The 17217-nt window shown below is 66.6% G+C and carries 16 protein-coding genes; 4 read left to right on the top strand and 12 right to left on the bottom strand.

The genetic code is table 11. The annotated features are described in order from the left end of the window. Positions 1-21: 21 nt before the first annotated feature. Positions 22-1770, bottom strand: coding sequence for a chloride channel protein (locus tag KK488_RS19550; RefSeq protein WP_250890791.1), 1749 nt, complete (start codon positions 1768-1770; stop codon positions 22-24). A 67-nt stretch (positions 1771-1837) separates the two neighbouring features. On the opposite strand from KK488_RS19550, the gene KK488_RS19545 reads away from it, so the two are divergent. Further along, positions 1838-2248, top strand: a complete 411-nt coding sequence (locus KK488_RS19545) for a MarR family winged helix-turn-helix transcriptional regulator (protein WP_432653877.1) — start codon at positions 1838-1840, stop codon at positions 2246-2248. A 15-nt stretch (positions 2249-2263) separates the two neighbouring features. On the opposite strand, the gene KK488_RS19540 is transcribed toward KK488_RS19545, so the two are convergent. The 4 genes from KK488_RS19540 to KK488_RS19525 all read right to left on the bottom strand — a co-directional run bounded on the left by KK488_RS19540 (position 2264) and on the right by KK488_RS19525 (position 7468). Then, positions 2264-3685 (bottom strand): AcvB/VirJ family lysyl-phosphatidylglycerol hydrolase, encoded by a 1422-nt coding sequence (locus KK488_RS19540; protein WP_214625397.1) that lies wholly within the window; start codon positions 3683-3685, stop codon positions 2264-2266. 79 nt (positions 3686-3764) lie between these two features. Next, positions 3765-6326, bottom strand: a complete 2562-nt coding sequence (gene mprF / locus KK488_RS19535) for a bifunctional lysylphosphatidylglycerol flippase/synthetase MprF (RefSeq protein ID WP_214625396.1) — start codon at positions 6324-6326, stop codon at positions 3765-3767. Between the two features lie 16 nt (positions 6327-6342). Continuing rightward, entirely contained in the window at positions 6343-6741 is a 399-nt protein-coding gene (locus tag KK488_RS19530; RefSeq protein ID WP_214625395.1) for a DUF2147 domain-containing protein, read from the bottom strand. Beyond that, positions 6734-7468, bottom strand: a complete 735-nt coding sequence (locus KK488_RS19525; protein WP_214625394.1) for an AcvB/VirJ family lysyl-phosphatidylglycerol hydrolase — start codon at positions 7466-7468, stop codon at positions 6734-6736. The genes KK488_RS19530 and KK488_RS19525 overlap by 8 nt, the downstream gene beginning before the upstream one ends. A 135-nt stretch (positions 7469-7603) precedes the next feature. Between KK488_RS19525 and KK488_RS19520 the strand changes: the two genes are divergently transcribed. The 3 genes from KK488_RS19520 to KK488_RS19510 are packed head-to-tail and all read left to right on the top strand — an operon-like array spanning position 7604 to position 10056. Beyond that, positions 7604-7972 carry a PDZ domain-containing protein gene (locus KK488_RS19520; RefSeq protein ID WP_214625393.1) on the top strand — a complete coding sequence of 123 codons (369 nt, stop codon included), beginning with the start codon at positions 7604-7606 and terminating at the stop codon, positions 7970-7972. Between the two features lie 27 nt (positions 7973-7999). Then, complete coding sequence (locus KK488_RS19515) at positions 8000-8680, top strand: winged helix-turn-helix domain-containing protein (protein WP_214625392.1); 681 nt, start codon at positions 8000-8002, stop codon at positions 8678-8680. Then, the gene (locus KK488_RS19510) at positions 8677-10056 is read left to right on the top strand and encodes a sensor histidine kinase (RefSeq protein WP_214625391.1); all 1380 of its coding nucleotides are present in this window, start codon (positions 8677-8679) and stop codon (positions 10054-10056) included. Before KK488_RS19515 ends, KK488_RS19510 begins: the two co-directional genes overlap by 4 nt. 7 nt (positions 10057-10063) lie before the next feature. On the opposite strand, the gene KK488_RS19505 is transcribed toward KK488_RS19510, so the two are convergent. From KK488_RS19505 to KK488_RS19475, 7 genes are all read right to left on the bottom strand, one after another. Then, a complete protein-coding gene (locus tag KK488_RS19505) occupies positions 10064-10225 on the bottom strand; it encodes a hypothetical protein (protein ID WP_214625390.1) in 162 nt (53 codons plus the stop codon). Positions 10226-10319: 94 nt separating this feature from the next. Further along, on the bottom strand, positions 10320-10478 hold the full coding sequence (locus KK488_RS19500; protein WP_214625389.1) for a hypothetical protein: 159 nt from the start codon (positions 10476-10478) through the stop codon (positions 10320-10322). A 286-nt stretch (positions 10479-10764) separates the two neighbouring features. Continuing rightward, complete coding sequence (locus KK488_RS19495; RefSeq protein ID WP_349356940.1) at positions 10765-12309, bottom strand: DHA2 family efflux MFS transporter permease subunit; 1545 nt, start codon at positions 12307-12309, stop codon at positions 10765-10767. Then, positions 12306-13556 carry an HlyD/EmrA/EmrK family protein gene (locus tag KK488_RS19490; protein ID WP_214625388.1) on the bottom strand — a complete coding sequence of 417 codons (1251 nt, stop codon included), beginning with the start codon at positions 13554-13556 and terminating at the stop codon, positions 12306-12308. The genes KK488_RS19495 and KK488_RS19490 overlap by 4 nt, the downstream gene beginning before the upstream one ends. Next, the gene (locus tag KK488_RS19485; protein ID WP_214625387.1) at positions 13553-14992 is read right to left on the bottom strand and encodes an efflux transporter outer membrane subunit; all 1440 of its coding nucleotides are present in this window, start codon (positions 14990-14992) and stop codon (positions 13553-13555) included. The genes KK488_RS19490 and KK488_RS19485 overlap by 4 nt, the downstream gene beginning before the upstream one ends. Beyond that, a complete protein-coding gene (locus KK488_RS19480; protein ID WP_250890789.1) occupies positions 14989-15426 on the bottom strand; it encodes a MarR family winged helix-turn-helix transcriptional regulator in 438 nt (145 codons plus the stop codon). The genes KK488_RS19485 and KK488_RS19480 overlap by 4 nt, the downstream gene beginning before the upstream one ends. A gap of 336 nt (positions 15427-15762) precedes the next feature. After that, complete coding sequence (locus tag KK488_RS19475) at positions 15763-17085, bottom strand: MFS transporter (RefSeq protein ID WP_214625385.1); 1323 nt, start codon at positions 17083-17085, stop codon at positions 15763-15765. Positions 17086-17217 lie beyond the last annotated feature (132 nt).

The following is a 17217-nucleotide window of genomic DNA, read 5'->3' as shown; positions in this document are numbered from 1 at the left end:
TGGCTGGTCGCGCCGCCCGGCCTATCGGCTGCGCATTCGCTCCGCCGCGACGCCGATGCGCCGCGCCTTGAGGAGATCGTGACGCGAGAGGATGCCGATCACCCGGTGGCTGACCGGATCGACGATCGGAATGCGTCCGATCCCGCTCTCGACCATCAGATCGGCCACCACGCCGACCGGCGCCTGGGGCACGGCGAAGGGCTGCGAGGCATCCGACACGCCTTCGGCGAGCGATGTATCCTGCGGCCCGCTTTCGACCTGCCAGCGCAACACATCGGCACGCGAGACCAGCCCGAGGAGATGTCCGCCCTCATCCACCACCGGATAGCTGCGATGAACCGCCTCGTTCGCGAAAAAGGCGATCGTCCGGGCGATGCTGGTCGTGCCCGGCAGGGTCTGTGGATCGGGCGTCATGATATGTCCGGCCTGCAGGAAGTCGAACGGATCGACGATATATTCCTGGAGGATATGCCGGCCGCGCCGCGCGATCTTCTCGGTCAGGATCGACCGGCGCATAATCAGCACGCTGACCGCATAGGCACAGACGGCGGCGGCGAAAGTCGCTGGCAGGCTGTCGAAATGGCCGGTCAGTTCGGCTGCGAACACCGCGCCGGTGAGCGGGGCGCGCATGGCGCCGCTCAGGATGCCGGCCATACCGAGCATCGCGCAGAACCCCGGGTTAGCGCCGATGCCGAGGCCGATCATCGACGCGCAAGCGCCACCGAGGATCAGCAAGGGAGCGAGAACGCCTCCGGACGTGCCCGAGCCGAGCGCGACCAGCCAGACGATCGCCTTCACGATGAAAAGCGCGAGGACGACGCGCGTGGCGAGCGAACCGTCGAGCAGGTCCTGGATGCTCTGATAGCCCGCGCCGAGCACATGCGCGTCGATCAGGCCACCGAGCCCGACGATGACGGCGCCGAGCGCGGGCCACCACATCCAGTGAATGGGGAGCCGGTGAAACAAATCCTCGATGCGATAGAGCAGCGTTGAGAGCAGCACGGCTTCCAGGCCAACCAGAAGGCCGATGCCGCCCGCGCCCGCCATGATCAGCCAGCTCGTCGCCGGCACGCCGTGGAACGGGAACAGCGGACCGCTGCCGACGAGTAAGGGGCGCCAGGCCAGGGAGACGAGGGCGGCCACGACCACCGGCACGAAACTGCGCGGCTTCCATTCGAACAGCAGGACCTCAACGGCGAGCAGGATCGCGGCGACCGGTGTTCCGAAGATCGCCGTCATGCCAGCCGCGGCACCGGCGACGAGCAAGGTCTTGCGCTCCGCCGCGCTCAGATGGAAGCGCTGAGCAAACAGCGATCCGATCGCCCCGCCGGTCATGATGATCGGCCCCTCGGCGCCGAACGGTCCGCCGCTGCCGATCGAGATGGCGGAGGAGAGTGGTTTGAGGAACGCGACCTTGGCCGACAGCCGACTTTCCCCGTAGAGGATCGCCTCGATCGCCTCAGGGATGCCATGGCCGCGAATCTTGTCCGATCCGAAGCGTGCCATCACCCCGATGATCAGGCTGCCGATAACCGGAATGACGACGACACCGGGGCCGACCAGGCTGTCGACGATCTGGACGGGAGCATCGGACAGCCTGCCGAACCAGAAGATGTTGGTCGCGATGGCGATGAGCTTGAGCAGGGCCCATGCGCCGAACGCGCCGCCAGTGCCGACGAAGAGGGACGCGGCGACGAGCACCAGCATGCGCCAGTCCGCGCTGTGATCGGCGAGCCGGTGCGCATGGGGTTGTGATGTCGCGGTCGTCATGGTCTTTCCGGGAAGAGTCGCGGCCAGTTATATCGTAATACGATATTTATCAAGGATGAGCAGGAACATGGCGGAGCCGATCCTTTCCGACGCGGATTATGTGACGCTGGCGGATTTTCGCTACACGCTGCGTCAGTTCATGGCGTTCAGCGAAGGCAAGGCAGCAGCGCAGGGGCTGACAGCGCAGCAGCATCAGGCGCTGTTGGCGATCCGCGCCGCAGGGCCGGACAAGGCGACGGTCGGCTACGTCGCCGAGCGCCTGATCCTCAAGCCGCACAGCGCCACCGGGCTGGTCGATCGGCTGGAAACGCTCGGCCTGCTCGTCCGCCGGCATTCGCTGGTGGATCGTCGTCAGGCGCTGCTCGAACTGACCGACAAGGCGCGGACGATCCTCGCGCAACTCAGCGCCACGCATCGTGAAGAGATAAAGCGTCTCCGGCCCCTGCTGACCGAGTTGCTGACTCGCGCTGGCGATTAGGCAGAGATGCGACGCTCAGGCCGTGATGAGATAAGCCAGCAATTGCGCGTTGCGGTTGAAATGATGATCGCCCGGCACGGTGGTCGTCTTGGCGATCCCGGTCGGGATATCGCCGCACGCACTGCCGGCCTCCAGCGCGCCGCGGATGCAGCGTATGTCCATGCCCTTGAGCTGCAGGATGGCCGGGATGGTCGGCAATGCCCGTGCCGACGAGATGTTCAGCCACGAAGCGAGGTGGAACTGGAAATCGGCACTCGGGCCAAGGCCGAGCAGCGACAGGCTGTCGACCCGGGCGCGCGAGGCACTGTCCAGTGAGCCGACGATCGCGGGCAGGACGTCGGCGCCAAAGCTGTAGCCGATTAGCATGACCTTGGGCCGGTGCCAGCGTGTGCCATAGGCGGCGATGATCCGGCGCAGATCCTGCGCGGCGCCCTGCGGCGTGCGCGCGCTCCAGAAATAGGAGAGGCTGTCGACTCCGACCACGGGAATGCCCCGGGCCGACAGTTGCGCGGCAATGTCGCGATCGATGCCGACCCAGCCGCCGTCTCCGGAATAGATGACGGCCATGATGTCGCCAGGCGCCTTGCGGCCCGTCGCGGGGACGATCGTGATCGGCAGATCCTGCGGCAGCCCGTCCGCGCGCGGGCCGATATGCGCGAGCATGGGACTGAACGCGGCGGCCATCTGCGGCATCCACTGGCGATGATCGGCGAAGTCATGCGCGACATTCGGGAGCGCGATCATCCGGGCGCGCGGCACGGCCGCGACGAACCGCCTGGCGGCTGCGAAATCGACCACCTTGTCCTCTCCGCCCTGCAGGACGATCCACGGCACCTTGATCCGCGTACTCGGTGCGAAAAGCCATCCGCGCACGGGCTGTTTCATCGGCCGGGCGCTGAAGCCGGGCGCGCGGCACCATGGCTTGCGGCCCGGCATGTCGTTGCTGAAGCCGAGCGAGAAGACGCCGCGATAGCCGCCGTTCGGCCATTGCGCGAGGCCGGCATAGGCGATCGTCGCGCCGGCCGAATAGCCGATGATGATCGGCTTCATATAGGCATGGACGCCCATGTGATGCTGCACGTTCCGGGCAAGGCCGATCAGCGCGTAGTTGGGATTGATGCAACTGCCGCGCGCATGCTCGAGCGAGCGCATGAAGGTGGGTGTCGAGATGCCCGCCACCAGCATGCCGTGCGCCGCCAGATCCTGCGCCACCCTGGCTGCGCCGGGGTTCCAGCCGCCATCGCCGGAGAGAAGCAGGGCGGTCGCACGTGGTGCGCTTGCCGGCTGATAGATGGCGACCCTGCCGAAAATGGTGACGGCATAACTGCTCTCGCGAATCCGCGGTGGCTGGGCCGCTCGCACGGGCCGGTTCACACCCGTCGTGAGAAGGGCGAGGCCTGCAAGCAAGGCCGTGGCAATGCGGGGCAGGGTGCGCATCTTGATATCCCAATTCGATCAGGAGCTGATCATGGGCCATTCCAACTATCATGGCTTTTGCGGAGGTATGACATATTTGTCATGATCGCGCGGGCGCGCCGCTGCCGATCAGGGCCTGCAGGTCGATCAGCGAGCGGGCGAATGACACACCCTGCGGTCCCGCAACGAACCGCGCTTCCCATTCCGGCGCGAACTTCTCTTTGTAGGCGCGCAGGCCCTCGAAGCCGTAGAGGGCATTGCCATGCTGATAGAGTAGTGCGCCGAGCTTGGACCAGAGCGGTGACAGCCTGCGTGCCTCCAGGCCCGAGAGTGGCGCCACGCCGAGATTGAACCAGCGATAGCCCTGCGCCTGACCCCATTGCATCAGGTGAATGAACAGGAAGTCCATGGTGCCATAGGGTATTTCGTCATCATGGCGCATGAGGTCGATCGACAGTTCGGACTTGTCGTGCGTCGTCCAGATATTGGCGAAGGCGACGACGCGGCCGTGCCAGCGCACCGCCGCGCAGTCGAACCGGGCCATATAGTCGGGATCGAAGCGGCCGACGCTGAAGCCCTTCTCCTTGTGCCCCTTGGCCTTGAGCCAGTGTGTCGAGACGGCGGCGAGTTCTGCCATGTGGCCGGGCACGCCGGACGCGGGAATGATGTCGAACGTCGCGCCCTCGCGCGCCGCACGACGCTCGGCATAGCGCAACGGCCTGGCATCGCTGCCTTCGAGCGAAAAGCTGGCGAGATCGACATGCGCCTCCTCACCATATTTGGTGATCTGCAGGCCTAGCTCGATCGCGAACGGCAAGGCTTCCGGGCTGATCTGATAGAGCAAGAGGCGACCCTGCGCGGCATCGGCCTGTTCGCGCAATTGCCAGAGGAGATCCGCCCACTCTCCGCGCGCGCCAACGGGATCGCCCATGACGATCCAGCTATGGCCCCTGATCTGGTACATGAGGAAGGACTGCCCGCTATCCGACACGAGGAAGCGTTTGTCTCCGGTGAAGGCGAGATTGGCATCGGTCCGCTCGGCGAGCGCCAATGCCGCCGATGAGGGTGCGCTGATGCTGCTGCGCTCCTGCCGGATCGGCGCAGCCGGGCGAAACAGCCGCAGAAAGCCGACCGTGACCAGCAGGATTGCCACCGCGAAGGTCGCCCGCAGGAAGCGCGAGGCATTGCCGCGCTCGGAAAATTGCCACCACAGGTCGTTCTGGTAGTCGACATGCTTGTAGGCGAAGAGGCCGATCCAGACCGACAGGCCCAGCACGATCGCGACGGTCGCGAGCCAGCCGGGCGAGAAGGCTTCCGCAAGGAAGCGCGTGCGGCGATAAAAGGCCGGGCGCGCCCATTGAAGGGCGGCGGCGATCAGCATCATCACCACCGCTTCCTCATAGTCGAGGCCTTTGAGCAGCGAGAAGAGGGCTCCGGCGAGCAGCAGAATTCGAGTCAGCCAGTATGCACCATCCAGGCGCCGGTAGAGCCCGGCGGAGAGGATGAGCAGCGCGGCGCCGACGAGGCTGCCCGCCATGTGCGAGGCTTCCACGAACGGCAGCGGCAACAAAGCATAGAGCGTCGCGGCCCGCCACGGCACGGTCGGCAGCGATCCCGACACGAGCAGAACCGCTCCACCGAGGAACACCAGCGTCGAGATCATTAGCGGAGCCATGCCGGACGCGACCACCTGGACGCCGCGCAATGTGCGCGCGATCGGTCTGTGCCAGCGGCGGCCCTCCTGTAGCAGGATCAGCCCGGTCGCCAGGAGCAGAGGTGCGATATAATAGATGAGGCGATAGGCGATCAAAGCGGCGACCAGCTCCGGGCGGCTGGTGCCGGGCAGCGCGATCAGCATCAGCGCCTCGAAGACGCCGACACCGCCGGGCACATGCGTGATCAGCACGGCGATGATGGCGAACGTGTAGCCGATGAAGAAGGCCGGCCAGGCATCGATGCCGACACCCGGCACCAGCACGAACAGGGCGCCACTGGCCGCCGCCAGATCGAGCATGCCGATACCGATCTGCGCGACGATGCTGCGGGCCGGCGGCAGCGGGGCCGACCAGCGCGCGAGGCGCAGGGTTCGTCCGCGCACACCGGACCAGAGGAGCAGCGCGCCCGTGCCCAGCAACAGCGCGATGCCGACGATCCGCAACAGCCCGGTCGGAACTGCCAGCGAGCCATAGGCCAGCGCTTCCGGTTGCCAGGCGAGCAGGGCGCCCGCCAGGACGAATACGCCGCTCCAGAAGGTTGCGCTGCCGATCACCACCACGCGGGCAATGTCGCCGGCGCCAAGGCCTGCCGCGCTATAGACGCGATAGCGGGCCGAACCGCCGGTCAGCAGCGAGAGCCCGAGATTGTGGCTGAGCGTATAGCTGGTGAAGGAAGCGAGCGCCGCCGTCCGGTATGGCAGCGGCCGGCCGATCGCGCGCAGGGCCATGACGTCGTAGAAGGTCAGGGTCAGATAGCTGAGGCCGGTCAGCAGGGCGGCGACCAGCAGGCGCGTCCCCGGCAGGGCGTGCCAGGCGGCGCGCACATCGCGCAGGCGAACCTCATGCAGCAAATGGCTGAGCGCGACGAAGCTCAAGGCGGCCAGAACCAATACGATGCCGGCCGACAAAGCGGTGCGGTGGCGCCGAATCAGGCCACTCGGAACCATTGCGCTACCCATCCTCTCAGTGACGTAGCCAGATCTGACTTCTGCAGAACCATGACCCAAGCAGGCAACCGGAAATCTTCAGCCGGTTCGCGTCCAGCTGCTCGATCGTGGACGAGAAGGTCCGGCCCATGTCGGGCACGTATACCCGGCCGGTCCAGCGCCGTTCGCCGGTCGCATGATAGTCCTGCAGCAATTCGGTGCCGATGAGATGCTGCACGCCGGCGTCGGTCGCGTCGGCGAGCGCCTCTTCGCTGGCCCAGCTCACCCAGCCACATAGTTTCTCGCGACAGTCGCCGGTGGTGACGACGACCGTGCCCCGCGGATTGATCCAGGTCCCGCTGACCGATCCTTGCGCGGTGGCGGGGTTGCTGAGCAGGGCAAGCGCCGCGAGGATGGGGCGGAGGCGCTTATGCATGAGTGCGCAGCCCGATCCGCGCCATGGTGGTGAGGAGCAGTTGCTTGATGCCGTCCGCGTCCCAGTGAAGCTGGTGGCCGCCCGGCAGGGCGATCGCCCGCAGGTTGCGCTGGTGGAGCAGCGGACAGAGGCTGCCCGACTCCTCGGCGCCATGGATGCAGAGCAGTGGCACCCAGTCGAGCCGCCGCGCGGTGGGCAGCGCGTCCGCCTCGGCCATCAGGAACGTCAGCGTTTCGCCCGGCGATGCGCGATATTCGACTGTCGCGCCCGGCACGATCAGCGCGACGAAGGCGATGTCGCGTCGCTGTGCCTGAGGCAGGCTGGCGAGGCCGACATGGAGCATGTCCGCGCCGAAGGACTGGCCGATGAGGATGATCCGTCCTGCCGGGTTGATCGCCTTCGCCCGGCGGATGGCCTCCTGGACGAGCGCCCCGGCTTCCGCCGGCGTGCGCGTGGTGCGGAAATAGGTCAGCGTATTGATGCCGACGACAGGGATTCCGTCCTTTTCCAGACGGTTCGCGATCATCGTGCCGAGGCCCAGCCGGAAGCCGATATCCCCCGATAGCATGATCGCGACCGGTGCATCGGTGCGCGCTCGATAACCATCTGGGCACAGGATCGTGAACGGATCACCGCCGAAATAGCCGAGCCAGCCGAAGAGGAGCAGGATGAGCGCGGCCACGCCGGTCGTGCCGACCATCGCCTTTCTCATCCGACTGCGCTTCATCGATTTCGTCCCTGAGCCATGATGTTGATGATGCGCCTCTGCCAATGTCGGGCGGCCCGGCCGGTGACGGCCGCATGAACTTTATGTCATGTCCCGGTCAGCCGACCGCCACGGCGTGTACGATAGGGTCCGCTTATGCTCTGGCCCCGGCGCCTCCTCTATGCGATCGCGCTTCTGCTTGCGGCGAGCCCGCTCCTGCTGTCTTCGCGGCTGGCGCGCCCATTGCCGCCCGACGCGGTCACCGAGCGGGCGGGACTGACGCTGGGCGCCGATCCGCGTCATCGCGTCATCGTCACGAGCCTGCGAGCGGGAGGACCGGCTGACCGGAGCGGCATCGCGGTGGGGGACGAGTTGCGCGAGATTGCCGGGCGGCGCGTCTCCGGCCTTGCCATGTCCCGGCAACTCCTCGAGGATCCGGCCCGTTGCGATCTCCTGATCGATGTGGCGCGTCAAGGCCAGCTGCACCTGGCAAGTTTGCAGCAATGCGATAAGACGGGCGAGTAGCGAGGGGTGAGCGGAGGAATGGCCGCAATGGGTCGCAAGATATTGCTGGTTGAGGACGACCACACCACGGCCGACTTCATCCTCAAGGGATTGACCGAACATGGCCATGTCGGTGACCATAGCGCCAATGGCCGCGATGGCCTCTTCATGGCGACCGACGGCGGCTATGATGCGATCATCCTCGATCGCATGCTGCCCGGGATGGATGGGCTGGCTGTGCTCGCCGCATTGCGTGCGGCGGGCATCGAGACCCCGGTGATCCTGCTCTCTGCGCTCGGCTCGGTCGATGATCGGGTGACTGGGCTGACGGCGGGGTCAGACGACTATCTGGTCAAGCCCTTCGCCTTCGCGGAGCTGCTCGCGCGGCTGGAGCTGCTGATGCGTCGGCGCGGCAGCGGCACGGCGGTCGAGACCGTGTTGGCGTGCGGTTCGCTGCGCATGGACCTCCTCAAGCGGGAGGTGCAACGGGGTGAGCGGCGGGTCGATCTGCAGCCGCGCGAGTTCCGCCTGCTCGAATTTCTGATGCGCCATGCCGGGCAGGTGGTCACACGTACGATGCTGCTCGAGAGTGTGTGGGACTATCATTTCGATCCCGGCACCAACGTCATCGACGTGCATATCAGCCGCCTGCGTCGCAAGATCGATGGCGAGGGCGACCTGCCCCTCATTCACACGGTGCGCGGCGCCGGCTATCGGCTGGGTGAATGAGCGGAACGGCGGTTCGACCGGCGCGGGGCATGCGCTGGCTGCGCTCCTCGCACGTCCGCTTCATCGGGCTGATCCTGCTGCTCGAAATCCTGTTCGGGGCGGCGCTCCTGCTCTCCGTCACCCAGCTGGTGCGCGCCGATCTCGACGTAGCGGACAGCGCCATCGCCACGCAGGGACGCGATACACTGCTGGCGATCGGTCGGGACGAGGGCGATGGCGCGCTTCAGCGGGCCATCACGGAGCGCGCAAGTGGCGAAAAGGACGCCGTGGTCCTGCTCGCCGACCAGGACGGCAAGCGGATCGCCGGCAATCTGTCGGTCTGGCCACCCAATGTCGGCATCGGGACCCACTGGCTGAAGATCGATCTCTACCGGATCGGCGACAACCAGCCGGCACCCTTCGGTATCGCGGCGGCGCAATTGCCCGACGGACGGCGGCTATTGGTCGGCCAGCGCACGGATGACAGTGACCAGATCAGGCGCACGGTCGAGGACGCACTGTTCACGGCGTTGCTCATGGCGCTCCCGCTGGCGCTGGTCGGCGCCTGGCTGGTGGTCCACATCATCGACCGGCGGATCGCGCATATCGCGGCGGCGGCGGCGGGCGTCGGCGCCGGGGATATCGACAGGCGCGTGCCGCTCGACGGCTCGGGCGACAGTTTCGATGTGCTCGGCGGCGCGATCAACACGATGCTGGACCGGATCGGCGGCCTGCTGCTGGAACTGCGGACTGTGACGAACAGCATCGCGCATGACCTGCGCTCGCCACTCACGCGGATGCGCGCCCGCATCGACCGGGCGATGGAGACTGAGGAGCCAGAGGCGCTGCGCGGCGCGATCGACGGCATCAGCCGAGAGGCCGACGAATTGTTGGCGATGCTCGGCACTGCACTCGAGATCAGCCGGATGGAAGCCGGCATCGGCCGTGACCGCTTCGCGCGTACTGATCTCGGCGCGATGCTCGCGGATATTGGGGAGCTTTACGAGCCACTCGTCGATGAACAGGGCCGCAAGCTGATCGTATCGATCGAGACGCCGGCCTCGCTGCCGGTGCATCGCGAGCTGTTGGGTCAGGCCTTGTCGAACCTGATCGACAATGCGCTCAAATATGGGGCGGGAGGGATGACGCTCTATCTGGCGAAGGAGAATGGGCAGGCCCTGATCGGACTGGCCGACGAGGGGCCAGGAATTCCGGTGGAACGAGAGACCGAAGCCTTGCGCCGGTTTGGAAGGCTGGACTCCTCGCGGGGGATTGCGGGAGCTGGCCTCGGCCTCTCGCTCGTCGCGGCGGTCGCCCGAATGCACGGGGGAGTACTCCGGTTCGGCCGACGCGACGATCTCTTTGCAGTGGAAATTTTGCTTCCGGTAACGGGTTGATTGGCCTTCAGGTCAGGACGGAGCGGGGCGTGGTCGTGCTCATCTGGTGATGCGCGGCGAGCGGTCTGGCCGTCGATGGAACCGGACCGTGCGAGAGCCACCAGGCCACCACGGCGCAGAACATGGATGCGCAGCCGAGCAGGGAAACCGTGAGATTTCGGCGGTTCATCCTTGTCCTTTCCCGTCCAGTCAGGGCGGCGGGTCGACCGGAGCCAGCGCGGGGAGCGAGGGGGACGCCGCGCGCCGGCTCCGGTCGGAACCGTTCAGTTCTTGGGAGCGGCGGCCGGGGCGGCCGTGGGTGCCTTCTTGGCGTGATGATGATGGTGGTGCTTGGCGAGCGGCGCTGTCGCAGCCTGCGCGGCGAGCGGCGTGGCGATGGCTGCCAGCGATGCAAGGCCGGCAATGATCAGGCGACGGTTCATGATGTTCTCCTTCAGGCTCGCGGTCCAGTCCGGATCGCAGGTCCTGTATGGGAGATCTTGCCCATCCGGAGCGTGGCGTGGACATGAACTTTTGGAAAGAAAGCGGCAGGCCTGATAATGTCCCGATAGAACCTGGGCATGACGGCCATGATCTTCCGCATGTTTGCCTCCTGGAACCAATGCGGACTGACAGGATGCGACGCTTTTAGAGACACGGAGTCCCTCCCTTGAAGGGGGGGCTAATGGCTGTTCCCCATCCCATTTCGGTCGGTTCCGTCCGTGCCGACTAATCCGCAGCGATGGCATGATCGCTAGGCTTGGGGCGCTTCGTGAACCAGACCAGCGCGATCATCGCCAGTGCCATCCAGCCTGATGCCCAGAAGATGTCGAGCGTGGACAGGAGATAGGCTTGGTTGGCGATCGAGTGCGAGATCGATCCGGCGGCTTGCTGCGGATTGAGGCCAAGGCTCTCCAGGCGGGCGAGCGCCTCACGATACAGGGGAGACAAGAGGCTGCCCGATTCCGCGAGGCGGGTCTGATGCAGCGCCTCGCGCCGGTCCCAATAGCTGGTGACGAGCGAGGCGGCGAAGCTGCCCGCGGTGATGCGCGCGAAGTTGGAGACCCCGCTTGCCGACGGGATGCGCTCGGGTGGCAGGCCGTCCAGCAGGATGGTGAGCAGCGGCACGAAGAAGGTGGTCATCGCGACGCCCTGCAGCAGCATGGGCGCGGCCAGCGTGAAGAAGGTCGCGTCTGGCGTATAATGGCTGCGCATCAGGAAGGAGGCGCCGTAGCAAAGGAAGGAGATGGTCGCCATGATTCGCGCGTCGACCTTGAGCTTGCTGATCAGCGGCGTGGTGACGACCGCCACCAGCCCGGCGGGCGCGGCCACGAGGCCGGCCCATGTGGCGGTGTAGCCCATCTGTGTCTGGAGCCAGAGCGGCAGCAACAGATTGTTGGCGAAGAGCAGCGCATAGCCGAGGCAGAGGGCGATGACGCCGAAGGTGAAATTGCGGGACCTGAACAGCGTCAGGTCGACGGCAGGCTGGCCTTCGGTCAGTTCCCAGATCACCCAGGCGGCGAAGCCGATCGCGGCGAAGATGGTCAGCACGACGATCAACGGGTCATTGAACCAGTCGCGATTCTTGCCGAGGTCGAGCATGGTCTGCAGGCTGAACACCCAGAAGGTGAGCAGCAGCAGCCCGACCTTGTCGACCGGGATCTTGCGGGTCGGCGTGTCGCGCTTGGCGAGCATCATCCAGGTGATCCCGCCAGTGAGGAGGCCCAGCGGCACGTTGATCAGGAAGATCCAGCCCCAGTGATAATTGTCCGAGATATAGCCGCCCATCACGGGACCGAAGATCGGCGCGGCGAGCGTCATCGCGGACCAGATGCCGAGCGCCGTGCCGCGCTTTTCGGACGGGAAGATGGCGAGCAGCAACGCCTGGCTGCCAGGGATCATCGGCCCCGAGACCCCGCCCTGGAGAACGCGGAAAATCACCAGAGAGGGCAGGTCCCAGGCGATGCCGCAGAGGAAAGACGCCACCGTGAAGGCGAGTACCGAGACGGTGAAGGTGCGCACGACGCCGTAGCGCATCATCAGCCAGCCAGTGAGCGGCACGATGACGCCATTGGCGACCGCGAAGGCGGTGATCACCCAGGTGCCGCTGTCGCTCGACACGCCGAGATTGCCGGAGATGGTGGGCAGCGAGACGTTGGCGATCGTCGTGTCGAGCACCTGCATGAAGGTGCCGAGCGCCAGCGCGAAGGCGGCGAGGCCGAGCGAGAGGCCACGCAGTGGCGCGGGGCCGCTGCTCTGGGCTGCGTCGCTCACCGCACCCGTCCGCCGAGATTGGCGGCGATGATACGCTGGACGGTGGCGTCGACTTGCGGGCCACCGTCCAGGCTCTGCTGCGTGCCGCCGGCGGGGGGTGTACTGGCGGCGACGAGCGGGCCAGAGCGAACGGACGTATCGACGTTCACCTTGGCCGAGAGACCGATGCGCAGCGGATGCGCGCGCAATTCCTTGGGATCGAGCGCGATGCGCACGGGCACGCGCTGCACGATCTTGATCCAGTTGCCCGAGGCATTCTGCGGGGGCAGCAGCGAGAAGGCATTGCCGCTGCCGGCGCCGAGGCCCAGCACCTTGCCGTGGAAAGTCACGGCGCTGCCATAGACATCCGCCACGATCGTCACGGGCTGGCCGACGCGCAGGTCGGCAAGCTGGGTCTCGCGGAAATTGGCGTCGATCCAGACGGAATCCAGCGGGATAACTGCCATCAGGGGCTGGCCGGCCGCGACCTGCTGGCCGAGTTGGACGGTGCGCTGCGCGACCACGCCCGCCACCGGCGCCTTGATCGTCATATAGGCGCGATTGATCGCGGCCTGGCGCAGCCCGGCGATGGCCGAGAGCACCTGCGGATTGCCCGCGACGCTGGTGCCGGAAACGGTGCTGGCGGCCTGCCCGCGGCGCGCCTGCGCAAGCGTAAGGGCGGCGCGGGCCGAGGCGATCGCGTCATTGGCGTGGCTGAGCTCCTCGCCCGAAATTGCGCCGGCCGCAGCCGCGCTTTTGCGGCGGGCATAGTCGGCCTGCGCGGTGGCGAGGTCGGTGCGGGCCTTCTCGATCTCGGCCGATCCTTCCGCGACGGCGGACTGGCCCGAGCGCACCGAGCGGACGGCCTCGCCGAGCCTCGCTTCGGCCGCCGCAAGGGCGACGTCCTGTTGCGCCGGGTCCAGCTCGATCAGGCTCTGGCCGCGCTGCACCGCCTGGGTATTGTCGGCATTGAGTGCGAGCACGGTGCCGCTCTGGCGCGCGGTGATCGCGACGATGTTGCCGCTGACATAGGCGTCGTCTGTCTCCTCGCTCGGTGGCGCGAAATACTGCATGCCGCCATAGACGAGCGCGGCGAGCGCGACGGCCGCGCCAAGCAGGATGAAGCCCGTGCGGCGCGCCTTGGGCTTGCCGGCAGGGGGCGCCGGCGGTCGCGGCGCCTCGGTCACGTCCGCAGCCTGCGCCAGCTCGACGCGCTCTTCCTCGATGGTCTCGCTGCGGTCGAAACGCTCGTTGCTATAGTCGGTCATGATTGGGGGTCCACTGCACTGGTTGCCGCGACGCGCGGCGCGTTGGGATCGAAGCCGCCGCCCAGAGCGGCGATGAGCTGGATGCGGCGCGTGAACGCCTGGGCCTGGAGCGTGACGAGCGCCTGCTCCGCCTCGAGCAGGCGGAAGCCGGAGTCGATCGTGTCCAGCTTCGAGCCGAGCCCGGTGTCGAGGCGCACCTGATTGAGGCGTACGGTCTCGCGCAGGCCGCCGACGATGCGAGCCTGATCGGCAAGATCGCGATCGGCCGCGCCGACATGGGTGATGGCGTCGGCGGCATCGCGGACGGATTTCACGACTGCGCCGTCATAGGAGGCGATCGCTTCGTCGATGCCTGCCGTCGCGCCGATATAATTGGCCTTGAGCCGGCCGCCTTCGAAGATCGGCAAGTGGATTGCCGGGCCGACGCCGAACTCGGTTGAGCCGGGCTTGAAGGCGTTGCCGAGGCCGAGCGCCAGTGTCCCTGCCAGCGCCTGGATGCTGATGTTCGGCAGGAACTCCGCCTTGGCGATCTGGCGGCCGGCCATGGCGGCATCGATCCGGGCTTGCCCGGCGAGCAGGTCCGGCCGGCGGCCGAGCAGGTCGGCAGGCAGGACATCGGGCACCACTGGCGGGCTGTCGAAGGCAAGCGTCGGCGCCGTGATCTGGCCATAGAAATCCGGGCCACGGCCGACCAAAGCGGCGAGTGCATGGACGATCGTGTCGCGCTGTTCGACGGCGCGGGTCTTGGCCTGCTGCGCCTCGGCGAGCAGGGTTTGCGCCTGCTGCAGGTCGATATTGTTGGCGAGTTGGCTCTTCACGCGTGTCTCGACCAGCGACAGCGCCTGACCGCGCGTCTGCACGAAACCGTCGGCGACCGCTATCTGGCGCTCGGCATGGGCAAGGCCGACATAGGTCTGCGCGATCGCGGTGGTGAGCGTAAGCCGCGCGGCTTCCGCATCGAGCGCGGTGGCTGCGGCATTGGAGCGTGCCTGCGCCAAGGCCGCCTTGTTGCGGCCGAACAGATCCAGATCCCAGTCGAGTGTCGCTTCGATCTGCGGTACCCAGAACGTCGATCCGCCGAGCGGTGGCGGCAGGATGTAATTCTCCGGATAACGCTGGCGCGGCGCCTTCGCGCTGGCCGCGATCTGGGGCAGGGTATCGGCGCGCCGGGCGCCAATCGTGGCCTGCGCGGCGCGGACGCGGGCAAGCGCGCCAGCCAGGTCGGGATTGCCTGCGACGCCCATCGCGATCAGGCGGTCGAGCTGGGGATCGCCGAACGCGGTCCACCATGTGTCGGAAACCTGCGCGCGCGCCGCGGCATCCAGTCCAATCGTGGTCGGCGTCGCCTGCGTGAGCTGCGGCGAAACATGGGGCACACTGGCGCAGCCGGCGAGCAGCAGGGCGGCGAGCGCCGCGAAGGGAGCGGAGCGGGTCACAGCACCACCTCCTCGGCACGGTTCTCCAGCCGCTCGGCGGTCGCGAACATCTTCTTCAGCGTGGCGACGAACGCCTCGGCTTCCGGCTGGTCGACATCCTCGAAGATCTCGGTCCAGGCGTTGATCACGTCGGGCAGCAGCGCGGCCGTCACCTTGCGCCCGGCATCGGTAAGCGAGAGCTTGACGACGCGCCGGTCGGCCGTGCCCCGATCGCGGAACAGCAGGTCATGCTCTTCCAGCGTGTCGATGAGGCGCGTCGTGGCGCCGGTGGTGATGCCTAGCTCCCGCGCCAGCTCGCCGGCCGTGCTGACCACGCCGTCATGGATCACCTTGAGCGCGATCCACTGCGTGAAGCCCAGATCCAGCTCGCGAAACCGCGATTCCAGGCGGGATTCCACATGGGCTGTCGCGATCTTCGCGAGGCGACGGATCATGCGGCCCGGGGAAAAGGGCCCCACGCAAATGTCCATACCGAATCGCGCCATTTCATCTGCCTCATAATTAGCTGCATATGCAGATACTTTATTGGCGGATAATTACAAGGCAGGCGTGTGCAAGTTTTCCTTGCGCGGTGGAAACGGATTGATGGGAGCTGAAAAGAGCCTTCGACCAGCGGAATGCGTGACGAGGGCGCGAAAGTGGCACGGAAGGCAGCCGTCCGTAATCTCATTGCCCCCGCGAAGGCAGGAGCTCAGGCCGCATGTGCCGTCCCTAGCCGCCCTGGGCTCCTGCTTTCGCAGGAGCACCGGCCCCTTCGATCGGGAATGGCTCTAGCGCGCTTCGTCCAGATCCTGACGGAACAGCTTGCCGTAGGGCGCCATCGACCTCCAGATCAGGTAGACGGCGAGCGGCCCGAACAGCAGTTTCACGGCGACCAGCACATAGCGCAGATCCGCCTCCGACCCCGCGACGAAGTCGGTCAGGAAGCCGATTAGGGTCGGCCCTACCGACCCGCCGATGGCGGTGATGCTGGCGGCATACATGACGTTGATCTGCGCGCGCATCTCGTTGGGCGTGGTGATCTGGATCGCCGCGCTGAAGCCCGGCCCGCCCATCACGCCGAACACGCCGGAAATGGCCGCGCAGCCCAGCGCCAGCCAGGGATTGGGCATCAGCGGCATGATGATGAGCAAAGGCTGCGACAGCAGGTGCGCCAGGAACAGCACGCGCAGATTGGCATCGTCCCGGCGCTTGCCGAACCATTCGGCCAGCCGGGCGCCGGCGATCAGGCCGATGATCGAGGTGAACAGGGAGACCGCGCCCAGCATCGGGCCGACCTTCTCCGGTCCCCAGCCATAGGTGCGCTCGTAGAAGGCCGGCATCCAGGCCGCGAAGCCGCTGGTCATGATCGCCAGCAGGAGCATGCCGCCGAGCAAGGGCAGATGCAGTGATTGCTGCTGCTTTACCAGGCTCAGCACCTCGCGCAGCGGATAGCCGCCCGGCCGCGTGCCGCGCTTGCGGCGCGGCTCGGGCACGGTGAAGAACATCAGTCCGGCGACAAGCAAACCCGGAATGCCGACGATCATGAACACCAGCTGCCAGTTGTGGATCACGCCGATGAGAGGCACATGGGTTGGCGGCACCTTGACCAGCAGGCCATAGAGCACGCCGCCGATCAGCAGCGACAGGGCGGCGCCGCCCGCGACGCCGGCCGACTGGATGGCAAAGGCGCGCGGCATCTTCTCGCGCGGGACGCAATCGGCGATCATGGACAGCGAGCCGGACGTGTTCACGGACTCCGCGCCGCCGGTCACGAAGCGGCAGACGAACAGGGTCCAGTAATTCTGGGCGATACCACAAGCGCCCGTCGCGAAGCTCCACACCGCGAGGCAGCCCGCGATCAGGTTGCGGCGGCTGCCCCGATCGATGAAGCGGGCCATCGGGAAGCCAACAATCACATAAGGTATGGTGAAGGCCAGCCCGAGCAGGAGGCTGACCTCGGTGTCGGACAGGTGGAAATCACGCTTCATGGGCTGGACGAACAGCGCCATGACACCCCGGTCGACGAAGGAGAGCGTCGAGACGATGCCCAGGAGGATGACCGTGTACCAGCCGCGCCGGCTAGTGTCGTCCGGATCTGGGTCGGCTGGCATGGTGGGCGTTTCGATTGTGTTCCCAATCTTCGCTTCAGTCACTCAGTCATCCTCCCCAGTGCGGCGGATCGAGGGTCATGCCCCCGATCTCTTCCTTCATGCTGTTCCCTTACAGGATTTCGCCGCGTGGGA

This window comes from Sphingobium nicotianae, from assembly GCF_018603885.1.
Classification (GTDB): domain Bacteria; phylum Pseudomonadota; class Alphaproteobacteria; order Sphingomonadales; family Sphingomonadaceae; genus Sphingobium; species Sphingobium nicotianae.
Note: the sequence above shows the minus strand (reverse complement) of the source record. Positions and strands in the feature narration are given on the sequence as shown.

What these genes read in the sequence shown, in the direction of transcription:
- KK488_RS19550 (WP_250890791.1), bottom strand. Translation starts at nt 1,770, where the DNA reads ATGACGACCGCGACATCACAACCCCATGCGCACCGGCTCGCCGATCAC.
- KK488_RS19545 (WP_432653877.1), top strand. Translation starts at nt 1,838, where the DNA reads ATGGCGGAGCCGATCCTTTCCGACGCGGATTATGTGACGCTGGCGGAT.
- KK488_RS19540 (WP_214625397.1), bottom strand. Translation starts at nt 3,685, where the DNA reads ATGCGCACCCTGCCCCGCATTGCCACGGCCTTGCTTGCAGGCCTCGCC.
- mprF (WP_214625396.1), bottom strand. Translation starts at nt 6,326, where the DNA reads ATGGTTCCGAGTGGCCTGATTCGGCGCCACCGCACCGCTTTGTCGGCC.
- KK488_RS19530 (WP_214625395.1), bottom strand. Translation starts at nt 6,741, where the DNA reads ATGCATAAGCGCCTCCGCCCCATCCTCGCGGCGCTTGCCCTGCTCAGC.
- KK488_RS19525 (WP_214625394.1), bottom strand. Translation starts at nt 7,468, where the DNA reads ATGAAGCGCAGTCGGATGAGAAAGGCGATGGTCGGCACGACCGGCGTG.
- KK488_RS19520 (WP_214625393.1), top strand. Translation starts at nt 7,604, where the DNA reads ATGCTCTGGCCCCGGCGCCTCCTCTATGCGATCGCGCTTCTGCTTGCG.
- KK488_RS19515 (WP_214625392.1), top strand. Translation starts at nt 8,000, where the DNA reads ATGGGTCGCAAGATATTGCTGGTTGAGGACGACCACACCACGGCCGAC.
- KK488_RS19510 (WP_214625391.1), top strand. Translation starts at nt 8,677, where the DNA reads ATGAGCGGAACGGCGGTTCGACCGGCGCGGGGCATGCGCTGGCTGCGC.
- KK488_RS19505 (WP_214625390.1), bottom strand. Translation starts at nt 10,225, where the DNA reads ATGAACCGCCGAAATCTCACGGTTTCCCTGCTCGGCTGCGCATCCATG.
- KK488_RS19500 (WP_214625389.1), bottom strand. Translation starts at nt 10,478, where the DNA reads ATGAACCGTCGCCTGATCATTGCCGGCCTTGCATCGCTGGCAGCCATC.
- KK488_RS19490 (WP_214625388.1), bottom strand. Translation starts at nt 13,556, where the DNA reads ATGACCGACTATAGCAACGAGCGTTTCGACCGCAGCGAGACCATCGAG.
- KK488_RS19480 (WP_250890789.1), bottom strand. Translation starts at nt 15,426, where the DNA reads ATGATCCGTCGCCTCGCGAAGATCGCGACAGCCCATGTGGAATCCCGC.
- KK488_RS19475 (WP_214625385.1), bottom strand. Translation starts at nt 17,085, where the DNA reads ATGCCAGCCGACCCAGATCCGGACGACACTAGCCGGCGCGGCTGGTAC.